Source organism: Novosphingobium sp., from assembly GCF_040398825.1.
Classification (GTDB): Bacteria; Pseudomonadota; Alphaproteobacteria; order Sphingomonadales; family Sphingomonadaceae; genus Novosphingobium.
The window spans coordinates 1-16,054 of the sequence record NZ_JBBATI010000054.1; the positions used below are offsets into that span (position 1 = coordinate 1).

Genomic DNA, 16,054 nt, shown 5'->3' on the forward strand with positions numbered 1-16,054 from the left:
GGCCCAACCGCCCACAGGGTACCATAAATGGGCGGTTGGGCCGGGGGTGCGGGGTGGTGGGTGGCACTTTCAAAAAGCTTACAACCCCAGATCAGCGGCAACCTGATCCAGCGATTTGCGGAATATCGCCAGCATATCATCAATCTGGTCGGCAGTGATGATCATCGGCGGGCAGAACGCAATGGCATCGCCGATCGACCGGCAGATCATGCCGTTTTCCTGGATCGCCTTGTTGACCATATTGCCCAGCTGGCCCGGCGCCTCCAACCCGCGTTTGGCCGCCTTGTCGGTCACCAGTTCGACCGCCGCGATCATGCCCACGCCGCGCACTTCGCCCACCAGCGGATGATCGGCCAGCGCGGCCAGGCCGGCGCGCAGCCGCGCGCCCTGCACCACGCAATTGGCAACCAGGCCCTCTTCTTCGATAATGCGCAGGTTTTCCAGGCTGACCGCGGTCGCCACCGGATGCCCGCCGGCGGTATAACCATGGCCCAGCGTGCCGATCCGCGCGGATTCATCCATCACCGGGCCCAGCACGCGTTCGTTGGCGATCAGCGCCGCGATCGGCATGTACGATGATGACAGCTGTTTCGACACGATCAGGATATCGGGCTGGATGTTGTAGGTTTCGCAGGCAAACATGTTGCCGGTGCGGCCAAAGCCGTTGATCACCTCGTCCGCCACAAACAGGATATCGTATTTGGCCAGCACCGCCTGGATTTTTTCCCAATAGGTCGCCGGCGGCACGATCACCCCGCCCGCGCCCATCACCGGTTCGGCCCAGAACGCGGCGATGGTGTCGGGCCCTTCGGCCTGGATCATCGCGTCAAGCTCTTCGGCGCGGCGAGTCGCAAACGCCTCTTCGCTTTCCCCCGGCAAACCGTCGCGCCAGTAATGCGGCGATCCGGTGTGCAGCACGCCGGCCATCGGCAGATCGAACGACCGGTGGTTGTTGGGCAGGCCGGTCAGGCTGGCCGCGGCCAGCGTGACACCGTGATAGCCCTTCATCCGCGAAATCAGCTTTTTCTTTTCCGGCTTGCCCAGCGCGTTCGACCGATACCAGATCAGCTTGATCGCGCTGTCGTTGGCTTCGGACCCGGAATTGCAGAAAAACGCCTTGCTCATGCCGCCGGGGGTCAGCGGCGACGCCATCGTCACCAGCTTTTCCGCCAGATCGATCGCCGGCCCATGGGTCTTGTGAGTAAACGTATGATAAAACGGCAGCTTTTTCATCTGCTCGGTCGCCGCCGCGACCAGCCGTTGATCGCTAAAGCCAACCCCGACGCTCCACAGCCCGGACATCGCTTCAATATACCGGCGTCCTTCGCCGTCGATGACATAGATGCCATCGCCACCTTCGATCACCAGCGGCCCGACCTTTTCGTGCAGGCGCGCATTGGTATAGCTGTGCAAATGGAACTGGATGTCGCGCGCTTCGGGTGAATTGGGCGCAACGGCGGGCGGGGTGAGCGTGGTTGTGGTCATGCAACGCTTCATGCGCAAATTGGCGCCCGATGGCTATGCCCTAATTTCGTCAAACCACCATTCGCCGAACGATATTTGCGCGCCGTGGTCGCGGGGCAAATTATCCGGCAGGGTCGTAATCCGCCCAGTTCGGCCGCTGCAGATCAAACAGATCGGTGGCGCGCGCGTAGCTGGACGCGCCGTGCACCCGCCCGATCAGCTGCATCGCCGGGGTATCGATGCGACGCCGCGCCGGATCATAGAACCGGTCCTGCACATGAAAATACAGCACCTGGCCGATCACCAGCGTGGTCGTGCCGATTTCGATCGCCTGGTAGACGCGGCATTCCATCGCCACCGGGGCGCTGGCAATACGCGGCGGCGCCACGGCCAATGATTCGGCGATGGCCAACTGCGCCAGCGCGATTTCATCCGTCCCCGGCGGCGCATCGATGCTGGTCAGGTTCATCGCCGCGGCATTGGGTTCGCCCACCAGATTGACCACGAATTCGCGCGTTTCCAGCACGTTGGCGGCGCTGTCCTTATGCGTGCCATCGCCGCGCCGCATCATGCCGATCGCCACGATCGGCGGATCGGCCCCCATCATGTTGAAAAAGCTGTAGGGCGCGGCATTGCGCGCGCCCGCTGCCGACTGGCTGGTGACCCAGGCGATCGGGCGCGGGGTGATCGCCGCGGCCATCAGGCGGTAACGGTCACCGGCCGGCATGGCTGAAAAATCAAAATGCATGCGCACGATCCCCGCAAAGCCCGGACTGGTGGCGTTGCGGTTAGCGCGTCGGGCCAATCCTGTCATCCCTGCCCTGCTTGCCCCGCCGGCATGCTTGACAGCCGGGCCGCGGCCGGGTCATTCCGTTATATCCGCGATGGGGAGTGCGATAACAATGCGTGGGAAATTCAATCGTCTGGCCGCGATCACGGGTGCCGTCGGAATGATGCTGACAGCCGGCACCGCACGCGCCGATTCACCCCCGCCGCCCGGCTGGCGCGCCAGTCTGGAGGCATTTGCCGCGCACCATTTCCGCCATCCCGCCTGGGGCTGGCAGCACAGCCGCCGCGATTATGTCGTCGCGCGCGATCTGGCCCGCGCCGACCATGTCGCGGTCGATGATGATGTGCTGTTCGCCGCCGCCTATATCCACGATATCGCCGGGTTCGAACCGTGGGAGGACAAGGACCTGAACCACGACCATTCCGATGTCGGCGCGGCCAAACTGGGCGACGTGCTGACCGCGCTGGGCTTTCCGGCGGCCAAGCTGGACGCGGTGCGTGAGGCAACGCGCACCCACATGTTCTATCGCAAGGCCACTTTGCCAGAGGCGATCTATATCCACGATGCCGATGCGCTGGACTGGCTGGGCGCGATCGGCGTCGCGCGGATCATCGCCACCACCGAACATGGCGATCCACCGGCAGCAACCCCCGACCCGTTCGCCGCCGCCGACCTGCCCGCCGCCGTGGCCACGATCGAAGCCAACCTGAAAGACGTGCCCGCCGGCGTACAATCCCCCGCCGCCCGCGCCCGCATGCCCGCACTGCTGGCCGAAGCACGCGCGTTTCTGGCCCAACTCAAAGCCGAATCCGAAGACGGCAAAGCCCTGTAAAATCCTCCCCGGTTCGGGGAGGAAAAAGGCTCACCCGCGCCCGCGATACCCCGCGACACCCTGGTCGGGCACCCACAGCCCATCGGGCGCCGCACCCGATTGCCAGAACACATCGATCGGAATACCGCCGCGCGGGTACCAGTACCCGCCGATGCGCAGCCAGCGCGGCGCCATTTCGGCAAACAGCCGCTGGCCGATGCCCACCGTCACATCCTCGTGAAACCCGGCATGGTTGCGGAACGATCCCAGAAACAGTTTCAGCGATTTGGATTCGACGATGGTTTCGCCCGGCGCATAATCGATCACCAGATGCGCGAAATCGGGCTGCCCGGTCACCGGGCACAGCGAGGTAAACTCGGGCGCGGCAAAGCGCACCATGAACAGCGATCCGGCGCGCGGATTGGGCACATAGTCCAGCACCGCCGCCTCTGGCGAGGTGGGCAGATCGCTCGACTGGCCCAGGTACATCGGTTTCACATCGACCATGACATATCCTTTCAATCGCCGCGCCATGCCCTGCCGTTCAGCACTGAGCAAGCGCCGTTGAGGGAAACTGGTCCCGTGAAACAGATCCCGTGAAACGTCCTCGACGGTTGCTGTACGGTTGTTTAAACGGTTAAGAAACGCCGCGCCGCAACGGCAGGTCGCATCTGGCAGGAGCGCATGACCGATGGAATCGCTGGTTACCACCCGCTGGCTTGCCGACGAAATCGGCGCCAGCGACTTGCGCGTGGTCGATGCCTCGGCATTCCTGCCCGAACACGGCCGCGATGGCGCCCGCGAATACGACGCCTGCCACATCCCCGGCGCGGTGTTCATGAACCTGGATGATCTGGTCGATCCTGCCGCACCGGTCGCCAACACGCTGCCCTCGGCCGAGAAATTTGCCAGCCGCATGCAAAGCCTGGGGCTGGGTGATGGCAGCCGCATCGTGCTCTATGACGACAGCCCGATCCATTCATCCACCCGCGCCTGGTTCATGCTGATGATGTTCGGCGCACAGAATGTCGCGCTGCTCGATGGCGGAATCGCCAAGTGGAAGGCCGAAGGCCGCCCCTGCGTCCAGGGCCGCGAACAGCTGCGCCACCGCCATTTCACGGTGTGGAGCGACGACCGCCAGGTGCGCAGCAAGGCGCAAGTGCTGGCCAACCTGACCAGCCAGGCCGAACAACTGGTCGATGCGCGCGGGCCTGCGCGCTTTACCGGCGAAGTGCCCGAGGTCCGCCCCGGCCTGTCATCCGGCCACATCCCCGGCGCCCGCAACCTGCCCTATGCCAGCCTGTTCGCCGCCGATGGCACCTGGAAAAAACCCGAAGACCTGCGCGCCGCCTTCGTCGCCGCCGGGGTTGATCTGGCCCGGCCGATGATCGCCAGCTGCGGATCAGGCATGACCGCCAATGTCGTGCTGTTCGCCGCGCACCTGCTGGGCAAGGAAGACTTCGCACTTTACGATGGCAGCTGGTCCGAATGGGGCGCCGACCCGGCCCTGCCAGTGGAAACCGGCGCCGCGCGATAGACCGCCGACCAGGCCCTACAGCTTCGCCAGCCGCAACCGCAGCGCGTTGCCGATGACCGAAACCGAGCTCAAACTCATCGCGGCGGCGGCTACCACCGGGCTCAGCAGGATGCCGAACCTGGGGTACAGCACGCCCGCGGCGATCGGCACGCCAAGCGCGTTGTAAACAAACGCCAGCACCAGGTTTTCGCGGATGTTGCGCATGGTGGCGTGGCTCAACGCCCGCGCACGGGCAATACCCGCCAGATCGCCCTTGACCAGCGTGACGCCCGCGCTGTGGATGGCCACGTCGGTGCCGGTGCCCATGGCGATGCCGACATCGGCCTCGGCCAGTGCGGGCGCATCGTTCACGCCGTCGCCCGCCATCGCCACGATCCGGCCTTCGGATTTCAGCCGATGCACGATGGCATGTTTTTGTTCGGGCAATACCCCGGCCTCGACCTCCGCAATGCCAAGCTGGTCTGCCACTGCCTGCGCGGTCCTGCGGTTGTCGCCGGTCAGCATGACGATACGCAGGCCGGCCGCCCGCAGGCTGTCGAGCGCAGCCCTGGTGGTGGGTTTGATCGGGTCGGCCACGGCGATGATCCCGGCCAGTTTTCCGTCGATCGCGACATAGCTGACCGTTGCCGCCTGCCCGCGCAATACGTCGGCCTGCGGGTCAAGCGCGGTGACGACAATGCCGGCATCGTTCAGCAGCGCGGCATTGCCGACCGCGACCGGCTGGCCGCCGATAGCGCCGGTTACCCCCTTGCCGGTAACCGACACAAACCCTGCGACATCGCCGAGCCCAAGCCCGCGCTCCTGTGCACAGGCCACCAGCGCAGCCGCCAGCGGATGTTCGCTCGATCGTTCCAGGCTGGCCGACAGCCCGATCACAGCCACTTCGTCAAAGCCGTTGACCGGCACCACCGCTGTTACGCGCGGCTTGCCCTCGGTCAACGTGCCGGTCTTGTCGACGACCAGCGTATCGACCTGCTCAAACCGTTCCAGCGCCTCGGCATTCCGGATCAGCACACCCGCGGTGGCCCCCTTCCCCACACCGACCATGATCGACATCGGCGTCGCCAACCCCAGCGCACAGGGACAGGCGATGATCAGCACCGACACCGCCGCATTCAGCGCAAAGCCGAACGCCGGCGGGGGGCCGAACACCATCCACGCCGCAAACGCCACGCCCGCACAGACAATGACCACCGGCACGAACCAGCCTGACACCTGGTCCGCCAGCCGCTGAATGGGCGCGCGCGACCGCTGGGCATCGGCCACCATCTGCACGATCCGCGCCAGCGTGGTATCGGCGCCCACGCGATCGGCGCGCATCACCAGACTGCCGGTGCCGTTGATCGTGCCGCCGATCAGCCGCGCATCGGGTGCCTTGGCGGCGGGCAGCGCTTCACCGGTGACCATCGCTTCATCAACCGCGCTGGTGCCCTGCAACACCACGCCATCGACCGGCACACTGTCCCCCGGTCTGATTCGCAGCCGGTCCCCCACTTTGACCTGGTCGACCGCCACGTCCTCATCCTGCCCATCAGCGCGCAGCCGGCGCGCGGTGATCGGCGCCAGTTTCAGCAGCGCGCGAATGGCCCCGCCGGTCTGTTCGCGCGCGCGCAGTTCCAGCACCTGGCCCAGCAGCACCAGCAGCGTGATCATCGCGGCCGCTTCGTAATAGACCGGGATCATGCCTGCGTGGTCGCGCAACGCAGCGGGAAACAGGCCCGGCATGATCGAGGCGACCAGGCTATAGCCATAGGCCGTGCCGATCCCCAGCGAAACCAGGCTGAACATGTTGAGCGACCGGTTGCGTACCGACGCCCAGCCGCGTTGAAAAAACGGCAACCCCGCCCACACCACCACCGGCGTCGCCAGCGCGGCCTGCACCCACATCGACACGACCGGCGCAACCCGATGCTGCAGATGCAGCCCGGGGAAATGCGCGCCCATGGCCAGGGCGAACACCGGCGCGGTCAGGACCAGTGCGATCCAGAAACGCCGCGTCATGTCGACACGTTCATCGTTCGGCATCGCATCGCCGCGCGCCGCGACCGGTTCCAGCGCCATGCCACAGATCGGACAGCTGCCCGGCCCCGCCTGGCGGATCTGCGGGTGCATCGGGCAGGTATAGGTGGCGAAGGTCATCGGCCGCGCCGACGCAGGACAAGCACCATGACCACCACCAGCAACAGCACGAACAGCCCGGCATAGCCGCCATAACCGGTGCTCCAACCCTGGCGCCCGTCCATCATATCCATCGTTCCAAACCCCATGACGATCACACTCTTGCAAAGCTGGACCGTGCGCATTGACCAGCGCCAATATTGCGACCGTTTTTCGGCGCACCCGTCCAGCCCCGGAACTTACCCAGGCCGCCTGAATCGCGCGCCTGTTGCGCGATCACCTGCCTCCAGCGGACGGCGTTGGGTAATTTCCGATGGTATTGAACCCGGCCAGGCGGGTGCATCCGGTCACAAGCCCGGCGTGTTCACCCGATCCCGCCCCGGCCCGCCAACATCCATGGAGAACCAGCGTGTCCGACACCCTTTTCCCGGGCAAATATGCCGACGCTGCGCAAACCGACCTCGCGCATGCTGATCCGGCACCTGTTGATCCAGCCCTGATCGATCCGACGCACAGCGCCCACACCCGCGCCTATGGTGCGATTCACAGCAACGGCCCGATCGGCGCGATGACCATTGAACGGCGCGCGCTACTGCCCGACGATGTCGCCATCGACGTGCTGTATTGCGGCGTGTGCCACAGCGACATCCACATGATCCGCGGTGAATGGGGCGAACAGCCCTTTCCAATGGTGCCCGGCCACGAATTTGTCGGGCGGGTCACCGCCGTCGGTCATGCTGTCACGCGGTTTGTGCCGGGCGACTTCGCCGGGGTTGGTTGCATGGTCGACAGTTGCGGGGCTTGCGACAATTGCAACGCGGGCCTGGAACAATATTGCACAGCCGGTGCCACGCTTACGTATGCCTCGCCCGACCCGCGCGGCGCCGGCCCCACGCTGGGCGGTTATTCCGAACGGATCGTGGTGCGCGAACGGTTTGTGGTCAAAGTGCCCAAGGATGCCGATCTGGCCAGGACCGCCCCGCTGCTGTGTTCGGGCGTGACCACCTTTTCCCCCATGCAGCATTGGCGCCTGGGGTCAGGGCAACGCTTCGCGGTCATCGGGCTGGGCGGGCTGGGCCATATGGCGTTGAAACTGGCGGTCCATCGCGGCGCAGAGGCGACCGTGTTCACCACCAGCGCCGACAAGGCCAATGACGCCTATGCGATGGGCGCGCACGACGTCGTGGTCTGGCAACCGGCAGCCAGCCTGCCCATCCCGCACGCGCAGGACATGGCCAACCGGTTTGATTTCCTGCTCTCGACGATCCCGTCGCCATTTGATCTGGCTCCGTTCCTGCCGCTGATCCGGCGGGACGGCACGTTTGTGAATGTCGGCGCGCCCGGCACCATCGGCGGGGTGACGGGTGCCGGTTTGTGGAATCAGCGCCGATCGCTGGTCGCATCGTGCATCGGCGGCATGCCCGAAACCCAGGAACTGGTCGATTATTGCTGCACCAACGCAATCCACCCGGAAATAGAATTGATCCGCCCCAATCAGATCGACGCGGCCTATCTGCGGGTTGAAAACAAGCACGTGCGCTACCGCTTCGTGATCGATCTGGCGTCGGCGCGCGCCTGACAAGATCGAAATTGCGGCGCGGGGCCGGCAATTTCGGCACCAACGCGGTTGTCTTTGCCCGCAAATCCTGCTTTCCCAACCAGGATGAGCGGCAGTGACCACAGCACCTTCGGCCCGGGCACGCAGTTGACCGCTGCCGGGCGGCGTGACGAATGGACCGGCACCCCCGCGCACCCCGGCGCGGTGGTCAGCCCGCCGGTGTGGCGCGCCAGCACGCATCTGTATCCCGATATGGCGGCGCTGCGTGCGCACCCTGCCAACCATGACGGGCTGTTCTATTACGGCCGGCGCGGCAGCCCGACGCAATGGGCGCTGGCCGACGCGCTGACCGCGCTGGAGCCAGGCGCGGCGGGCACGGTGCTTTACCCGTCGGGGGTGGCGGCGATCGCCGGCGCGCTGCTTACGGTATTGCGCCCCGGTGACGTGTTGCTGATGACCGATCATGCCTATGAACCCAGCCGGGTGATGGCGCGCGGCCTGCTGCACGATTTTGGCGTGGAAACGCGCTGGTTCGACCCCGCCGACCCCGCCACGTTTGCCGCCGCGATCTGCCCGCGCGCGCGCGCAGTGTTGCTGGAAAATCCGGGCAGCCTGACCATTGGCGTGGCCGATGTGCCGGCACTGGCGCGGATCGCGCGCGACCATGGCGTGATCAGCATGCTGGACAACACCTGGGCCACACCGCTGGGGTTTGCCGCCCTGCCCCACGGCGTCGATATCACGGTGATGAGCCTGACCAAGCATGTCGGCGGGCATTCCGACGTGATGATGGGGTCGGCCAGCGCGGGCGCCGACTGGTACCGCAAATTGCGGTTGCGCGCGCAGGGCCTGGGGATCGTCGTATCGCCCGATGATGCCGCGCTGATGCTGCGCGGGTTGCGCACGATGGACATCCGCCTGCAACGCAGCACTGCCACCGCGCTGAAACTGGCGGAATTCCTGCGCGATCAGCCCGAAATCGCGCATGTGCTGTGCCCCATGCTGCCCGGCGCGTCCGGGCACGATCTTTGGTTGCGCGATTTTGCCGGTGGCTGCGGCCTGTTCAGCTTTGTGTTTCGGGGCGGCACCAGTGCGGCGCGCGATGCCGCGATCGATGCGCTGGCGCATTTCGGCATCGGCTATAGCTGGGGCGGGTTTGAAAGCCTGGCCACCCCGGTTGATCCCGCGCCAATCCGCACCGCCACGCCGTGGCCCCCGGCAGACTGGCACCCGGATGACCGGTTCGGCGTGCGGCTGTCGGTGGGGCTGGAGGATGCGGCCGACCTGATCGCCGACCTCGCCGGCGCGCTGACGGCCTGGCGTGGCGCACAGGGCACTGCGGCATGAACGCGACCACCCGCCACCTCAGCCGCCAGATTCGCGCGGCGATGGATGCGCTCGATGATATCAGCATCGATGTCGGGCATTATCATATCAGCCTGGCCAATGCCGCGTGGATGGTGCTGGTCATCACCGCCGCGCTGGCGTTTGGCATGCTGGGCGGGCGGGTCGCGCGGCGGACGTTGCGCCGCGTCGGCGGGCTGGACCCGGCGCGCCAGGTGTTGGGCGAAAAACTGCTGACGCTGATGATCTGGGCGTTCGCGTTTTTTGCGACGATCGATCAGCTTGGCATCAGCCTGACCGCCTTTACGGTGTTTTCGGGCGCGTTCGGGCTTGCCATCGGGTTCGGCCTGCAAAAAACCTTTGGCAACATGATCGCCGGCATCATCCTGCTGATGGACCGGTCGATCAAGCCGGGCGACGTCATCGCGGTCACCAATGGCACCACCAACACCATGGGCGTGGTCAACCGCATCGGCGTGCGCGCGGTATCGGTAACCACGCTCGACAACCGCGAATATCTGATTCCCAACGAAAACCTGATGACCAGCCAGGTTGAAAACTGGTCATTTTCATCGCGCCAGGTGGCGGTGTCGATTCCGGTCAGCGTGGCAAGTGACAGCGATATCGACGCGGTTGAGGCGCTGCTGCTGCAGGCGGCACAGCGGGTTCCGCGCGTGCTGGCCGATCCGCCATGCAGCGTGCTGGTGATCAATCTGGGGCCCGGCGCGATCGACATGACGGTCAGCTGCTGGATCATCGATCCCGAACACGGCATCGGCGCGATCCGTTCGGCGGTGCTGAAAAACACCTGGGCACTGTTCCGCGAGCATGGCGTGACCATCCCGTATACACAGACAGACCTGCACCTGGGCGATTCCGAAGGGCTGCGCCGGCTGGTGCAAGCACTGGAACACACCAGCGTTGCCGCGAACGAGAGCCCCGATCACTAAAGCTGGCCTGTGCGGGGGACAAGGCATTCTCGCTGGCGAAGTGCGCGGTCAACCACCATCTGGACGATCATGATTGATCCCCATGCCCATTCCGGCGACCAGCGCCGCCCTGGCACCGTCCATCTGGTCGGCGCAGGGCCGGGTGATCCCGATCTGCTGACATTGCGCGCGGCGCGGCTGATCGCCCAGGCACAGCTGATCGTGCACGACGGGTTGGTCGATCCGGCAATTCTGGCGATGGCGCCCGACCATGCCCGGCTGGTGTCGGTCGCCAAAAGCCGGTCGCGCCACACCATGCCGCAGGATGCCATCAACCAGCTGCTGGTGGATGAGGCGCTGGCGGGTAACGATGTCGTGCGGCTGAAGGGCGGCGATCCGTTCGTGTTCGGGCGCGGCGGTGAAGAGGCGGAGGCGTGCCATGCCGCCGGCGTGCCGGTCAACGTGGTGCCGGGGATCAGCGCGGCGATGGGCGCCGCAGCCGCTGCGGGCATCGCGCTTACCCACCGTGATGCCGCATCGACGGTGTCGTTCGTCGCCGGGCAGTGCAAGGGGCTGGCCGATCAGGACTGGGTTGGGCTGGCCGGCAAGGGCCGCACGCTGGTCATCTATATGGGGCTGGCCACCGCCGGCGCGATCACCGAAAAACTGATGGCCGACGGCCTGTCACCGGCGATGCCGGTGGCGGTGGTCGAAAACGCCACCCGGCCCACCATGCGCGTATTGCGCGGCGTGCTGGCCGGACTGGAACAGATCGTGGAAACGCACCGGGTGAAAAGCCCGGCGCTGATCATCATCGGCGAAGTGGCTGCACGCGCAGGCGCGCACCACCTTGCCCAAATTGCGGAGACCGCGCTGTGAGCGCTGAACGTATCAAGATCCTGACCGGCAACGACCTGTTTTCGGGCGATGTGACCTGGTGGACCGGCCACGACTGGTCGCGCCACGTCGATCACGCCGTGCCGCTGGGCGACGATGCAGCGGCAATCGTCGCCCGCGAAGAAGCGGCACAGCGCGTCGTCAGCGCCTATGTCATCGACGCAACGCACGATGGCACCAGCGTGCGCCCGGCGCATATCAAGGACCGCGTGCGTGCGCTGGGGCCGACTGTACGCCTGGACCTGTCCTTGCACCCCGATGATCCGCAGGCCGCCGCGCAGATCGTCTGATACCCCCGTTTACACCCGTTCCGTCCGGAAAGATCCCCGATGTACCTGTATGATACCCATGATCAGGCGATGGTCGATGCCCGCGTCACAGAATTTACCGATCAGGTGGCCCGGCGTCTGGCCGGCACGCTGACCGAGGAACAGTTCCGCCCGTTGCGGCTGAAAAACGGGCTCTATCTGCAGTTGCACGCCTATATGCTGCGTGTGGCGATCCCCTATGGCACGCTCAACGCGCGGCAGATGCACATGCTGGGCGATATCGCCGACCGTTATGACCGCGGCTATGCCCATTTCACCACGCGCCAGAACATTCAGTACAACTGGATCAAGCTGGACCAGTCGCCCGCCTTGCTGGCCGATCTGGCCACGGTCGGTATGCATGCGATCCAGACCAGCGGCAATTGCATCCGCAACACCACCGCCGACCATTTTGCCGGGGCCGCCGCCGACGAGATCGCCGATCCGCGCCCTTATGCTGAATTGCTGCGGCAATGGTCGACGTTTCACCCCGAATTCGATTACCTGCCGCGCAAGTTCAAGGTGGCGATCATCGGCAGCGATATCGACCGCGCGGCAATGAAACTGCACGATATCGGCATTCAGGTGGTGAACGACCCCGCCGGCCAGATCGCCTTGCGCGTCTATGTCGGTGGCGGAATGGGCCGCACGCCGATGATCGCGCCGGTGATCCGCGAATTCCTGCCGCCGCTGCAGATGATCAGCTATCTTGAGGCCGCCTTGCGTGTCTACAACCGCTATGGCCGGCGCGACAACAAGTACAAGGCGCGCATCAAGATCCTGGTGCACGAAATCGGCGCGGACGAATACCGCCGCCAGGTCGAAGAGGAATTCGCACATATCCTCACCCTTGGCCTGGAACCGCCCCCGGCCGAATTCGCGCGGATCGCAGCGCAGTTTGCCGATCCGGCGTTTGATCCTGCCGCGCCCGATGCGATCGATCTGTCCGACCCCGATTTTGCGGTGTGGGTGGCGCAGAATGTTCATGCGCACAAGGCGCCGGGCTATGCGATTGTCACGATCAGCCTGAAACCGGTGGGCGGCATTCCAGGTGATGCCAGCGCCGATCAGATCCGGCTGATGGCCGCCATCGCGCAGGAGCACAGCTTTGATGAATTGCGCGTGACGCATGCGCAGAACATCGTGCTGCCGCATGTGAAAAAGGCCGACCTGTATGCCATCTGGCAACAGCTTGACGCGGCCGGGCTGGCGACGGCCAATCTCGACCTGATCGGCGATATCATCGCCTGCCCCGGGCTGGATTATTGCAGCCTGGCCAATGCGCGGTCGATTCCGCTGGCGCAAAAGATCTCTGAACGGTTCGCCGATGGTGACCGCCAGCGGAACTTGCGCGAACTGAAGCTGAAAATATCGGGCTGCATCAACGCCTGCGGCCACCACCACGCCGGGCACATCGGCATTCTGGGGGTCGATCGCAAAGGCGTCGAAAACTATCAGCTGCTGCTGGGCGGGTGCGAAGGTGCGGATACCTCGATCGGCACGATCACCGGCCCCGGTTTCAGCGAAGACGGCGTGGTCGATGCCATCGAACGCGCCACCAATGTCTATCTGGACCGGCGCGAAGGCGACGAACGCTTTGTCGATACCTTTCGCCGCGTCGGCATGGCCCCGTTCAAGGACGCGATTTATGGGTGAAACACTGATCCGGCTGCGCGATGACGCGGCCAGCACCGCCCCGGTGGTGCCGTTCGCCGATCTTGGTGATCACAGCAATGCCCGCGCAGTGCGGCTGATGCCGGGTGATGACGCGCGCGCGCTGCGGCCGCTGCTGGAACAGCTTGATCTGGTCGAGGTCGCCTTTCCCGCCTATACCGACGGGCGCGGCTATTCCGCGGCGCGGATCTTGCGCGAATATGGCTATACCGGCGAATTGCGCGCGGTCGGCGATGTGCTGGTCGATCAGATCAGCCATTACCACCGGTGCGGGTTCGATGCCTTTGCCCCCGTTCAACCGATCACGCGCGCTGCCGTGGACAAGGCGATCGCCACCTGGCCTGCCGTCTATCAGCGCACTGTTGACGGGCGCACGCCGATCTGGGCGCTGCGTCATGGTTGACACCCGTGGCAGCAATGCCGGCACCGAGCGGCGTATCGACCGGATCGACACGAGCCCGCGCTTTACCGATGCCGATGCCATCCGGCTGAACAACCTGTTCCGCGGTAGCGACACGCGCGACATGTTGCGTACCGTCATCCGCGACGGGCTGGCCGGCGATCTGGCGGTGGTATCCAGCTTTGGCGCGGAAAGCGCGGTGCTGCTGCACCTGGTGGCCGAAATCGATCCCGCGCTGCCGGTGCTGTTCCTCGACACCGGCAAACATTTTGACGAAACGCTGGCCTATCGCGACACGCTGGTGGAACGCCTGGGGCTGACCGGCCTGCGCGTGCTGACCCCGGATGCCGACGTGCTGGCGGCGAAGGATGACAAGGGCCTGCGCTGGTCGTGGGACCCTGATGGCTGCTGCGAAATCCGCAAGGTGCTGCCGCTGGCGCGCGCAATGGCCGGGTTCGATGGATCGATCACCGGGCGCAAGGGGTTCCAGTCGCGCACCCGCGCCGGCCTGCCCCGGTTCGAAATCGACCATGCCGATGGCGAGGGGCGGTTGAAAATCAATCCGCTGGCCAGCTGGACGCAAGACCAGCTGGATGCGTGGTTCACCGCGCATGACCTGCCCCGGCATCCGCTGGTCGCGCGCGGCTACCCGTCGATCGGTTGTGCGCCCTGCACCAGCAAGGTCGCCCCCGGCGAAGACCCGCGATCCGGCCGGTGGAAAGGCTGGGACAAGACCGAATGCGGCATCCATGTGCCCGGACAGAACGACGATGACGGTAATTTGCCGCCCGGATACGACCCCGCATTCTGACCCTTTGGTGCACCACCGCACCCAAATCCGGGTAACCGTAAACAAGCCTGCGATTTCAAAGCCTTTACTTTGGTTCAGGTGCGATACCATCAAAGTATCTGCGGACAATCGCGTAGGGCGCGCATAAACCGACACTTACCAGTCCGCCGTATCACTACGCGGCGTTCGGATCAGTTTGCCGTCGATCCCACCAGCGGCATCCGAACGCAGGGTATTCGAACGATGACTGCGTCTCCACACCGATTCTTTCGGTTCTTTTCCACCGCCACCGATGATGATTCTGTCCAGCCCGACACCAGCCTGGCGCCGGCGCCGGCTGCGCTGCCCGCGCTGACCGCACAAGACCGCGCCAATGAACAGCTGATGGGCGACATCGCGTCGTTTCTGGTCGGCTGCCGGCTGGGGGTAACGTTGCGCAACCTGACGATTGCGCACGCGGCCTACAGCGGCGAAGACCCGCAGCTGGCCCGCGAAATCGAGCGGCGGCGGCTGTCCGGCGAAACCATCACCCAGGAATGGCTGGATTCGCACCTGACCAATGAAAGCCAGGAAAGCGCGATCCGCACGCTGATTGGTCAGCTGGAAGATTCGCTCGACCGGTTTGCCCACACCACGCACAAGGCCCGCACCAGCACTGCCGATTGCAATGCCGCGCTGAAACATCACGTCGATCGCGCCACCCATACGCCAGAAAGCTTCAGCGTGGCCGATGTGCTGGGCATGGCGCAGGTCATTCTCGACCACAGCCACAAGCTGGAACAGGATATCCGCACCAGCGAACACGAAGCCAAAGCGTTGCGCGAACGGCTGGCGCGCGCGCAGCATGACGCCGATGTCGACCACCTGACCGGCCTGCCCAACCGCCGCGCATTCGAAGCGCTGTTTGACCGCCATTACCGCGAGGCGCAGACCGAAATCGATCATCTGTGCGTGGCATTCTGCGACATCGACAATTTCAAGCTGGTCAACGACAACCACGGCCACGAAACCGGCGACCGGGTGATTCAGGCAGTGGCCGAAACGCTCGACCGGCTGAGCAGCCAGAAATGCCACGTCGCGCGCCATGGCGGAGAAGAATTTGTCCTGCTGTTCCGCAGCCTGACCAAAGCCGAGGCGCGAGAACGGCTGGACCAGGTGCGTGAAACGTTTTCGCAGCGCCGGTTCGTCAACCGCAAGACCGACGACCCGATCGGCCGGGTGACCTTTTCCGGCGGGGTGGCCGATGTGTTTGCCTATGCCCACCCGCGCGATGCGCTGCGCGCGGCGGACGAGGCACTCTATCTCGCCAAGGAACAAGGCCGCAACGCGGTGATGGCCGCGCCCTGATGTTCGGGTCGCACTACGCGCAACGCAGACCGCCCGCCCCGCCTCCCCGCCCGACCACCACAGCATGATGGTATCATTGGTGGTCGG

At 65.1% G+C, this 16,054-nt stretch carries 15 protein-coding genes; 11 read left to right on the forward strand and 4 right to left on the reverse strand.

The genetic code is table 11. The annotated features are described in order from the left end of the window. Positions 1-78: 78 nt before the first annotated feature. Entirely contained in the window at positions 79-1,485 is a 1,407-nt protein-coding gene (locus ABWP89_RS17615; protein WP_353230953.1) for an aspartate aminotransferase family protein, read from the reverse strand. A gap of 100 nt (positions 1,486-1,585) precedes the next feature. After that, positions 1,586-2,269, reverse strand: coding sequence for a flavin reductase family protein (locus ABWP89_RS17620; RefSeq protein ID WP_353230954.1), 684 nt, complete (start codon positions 2,267-2,269; stop codon positions 1,586-1,588). 145 nt (positions 2,270-2,414) lie between these two features. Here ABWP89_RS17620 and ABWP89_RS17625 point away from each other — a divergent pair, with 145 nt between their 5' ends. Then, complete coding sequence (locus tag ABWP89_RS17625; protein WP_353230955.1) at positions 2,415-3,086, forward strand: HD domain-containing protein; 672 nt, start codon at positions 2,415-2,417, stop codon at positions 3,084-3,086. 30 nt (positions 3,087-3,116) lie between these two features. Here ABWP89_RS17625 and queF read toward each other — a convergent pair whose 3' ends face one another. Next, positions 3,117-3,572: a preQ(1) synthase gene (queF, locus tag ABWP89_RS17630; protein WP_353230956.1), complete on the reverse strand. Its 456-nt coding sequence runs from the start codon at positions 3,570-3,572 to the stop codon at positions 3,117-3,119. 184 nt (positions 3,573-3,756) lie between these two features. Between queF and sseA the strand changes: the two genes are divergently transcribed. Continuing rightward, positions 3,757-4,602: a 3-mercaptopyruvate sulfurtransferase gene (gene sseA, locus ABWP89_RS17635; protein WP_353230957.1), complete on the forward strand. Its 846-nt coding sequence runs from the start codon at positions 3,757-3,759 to the stop codon at positions 4,600-4,602. A gap of 15 nt (positions 4,603-4,617) precedes the next feature. Here the strand turns inward: sseA and ABWP89_RS17640 are convergent, their stop codons facing one another. Further along, complete coding sequence (locus ABWP89_RS17640; protein WP_353230958.1) at positions 4,618-6,741, reverse strand: copper-transporting P-type ATPase; 2,124 nt, start codon at positions 6,739-6,741, stop codon at positions 4,618-4,620. A 388-nt stretch (positions 6,742-7,129) separates the two neighbouring features. Here ABWP89_RS17640 and ABWP89_RS17645 point away from each other — a divergent pair, with 388 nt between their 5' ends. From ABWP89_RS17645 to ABWP89_RS17685, 9 genes are all read left to right on the forward strand, one after another. Then, positions 7,130-8,299, forward strand: a complete 1,170-nt coding sequence (locus tag ABWP89_RS17645; RefSeq protein WP_353230959.1) for an NAD(P)-dependent alcohol dehydrogenase — start codon at positions 7,130-7,132, stop codon at positions 8,297-8,299. A gap of 84 nt (positions 8,300-8,383) precedes the next feature. Next, complete coding sequence (metC, locus tag ABWP89_RS17650; protein WP_353230960.1) at positions 8,384-9,625, forward strand: cystathionine beta-lyase; 1,242 nt, start codon at positions 8,384-8,386, stop codon at positions 9,623-9,625. Then, a complete protein-coding gene (locus ABWP89_RS17655) occupies positions 9,622-10,572 on the forward strand; it encodes a mechanosensitive ion channel family protein (protein WP_353230961.1) in 951 nt (316 codons plus the stop codon). Before metC ends, ABWP89_RS17655 begins: the two co-directional genes overlap by 4 nt. Positions 10,573-10,641: 69 nt before the next feature. Then, on the forward strand, positions 10,642-11,430 hold the full coding sequence (gene cobA / locus ABWP89_RS17660; RefSeq protein ID WP_353230962.1) for a uroporphyrinogen-III C-methyltransferase: 789 nt from the start codon (positions 10,642-10,644) through the stop codon (positions 11,428-11,430). An 11-nt stretch (positions 11,431-11,441) separates the two neighbouring features. Further along, entirely contained in the window at positions 11,442-11,738 is a 297-nt protein-coding gene (locus ABWP89_RS17665; protein ID WP_353230967.1) for a DUF2849 domain-containing protein, read from the forward strand. Positions 11,739-11,777: 39 nt separating this feature from the next. Further along, positions 11,778-13,412 carry a nitrite/sulfite reductase gene (locus ABWP89_RS17670; RefSeq protein ID WP_353230963.1) on the forward strand — a complete coding sequence of 545 codons (1,635 nt, stop codon included), beginning with the start codon at positions 11,778-11,780 and terminating at the stop codon, positions 13,410-13,412. Next, positions 13,405-13,833, forward strand: a complete 429-nt coding sequence (locus ABWP89_RS17675) for a DUF934 domain-containing protein (RefSeq protein ID WP_353230964.1) — start codon at positions 13,405-13,407, stop codon at positions 13,831-13,833. The genes ABWP89_RS17670 and ABWP89_RS17675 overlap by 8 nt, the downstream gene beginning before the upstream one ends. Further along, positions 13,826-14,641 (forward strand): phosphoadenylyl-sulfate reductase, encoded by an 816-nt coding sequence (locus ABWP89_RS17680; protein ID WP_353230965.1) that lies wholly within the window; start codon positions 13,826-13,828, stop codon positions 14,639-14,641. The genes ABWP89_RS17675 and ABWP89_RS17680 overlap by 8 nt, the downstream gene beginning before the upstream one ends. Before the next feature lie 222 nt (positions 14,642-14,863). Then, a complete protein-coding gene (locus tag ABWP89_RS17685; RefSeq protein ID WP_353230966.1) occupies positions 14,864-15,967 on the forward strand; it encodes a GGDEF domain-containing protein in 1,104 nt (367 codons plus the stop codon). Positions 15,968-16,054: the final 87 nt, after the last annotated feature.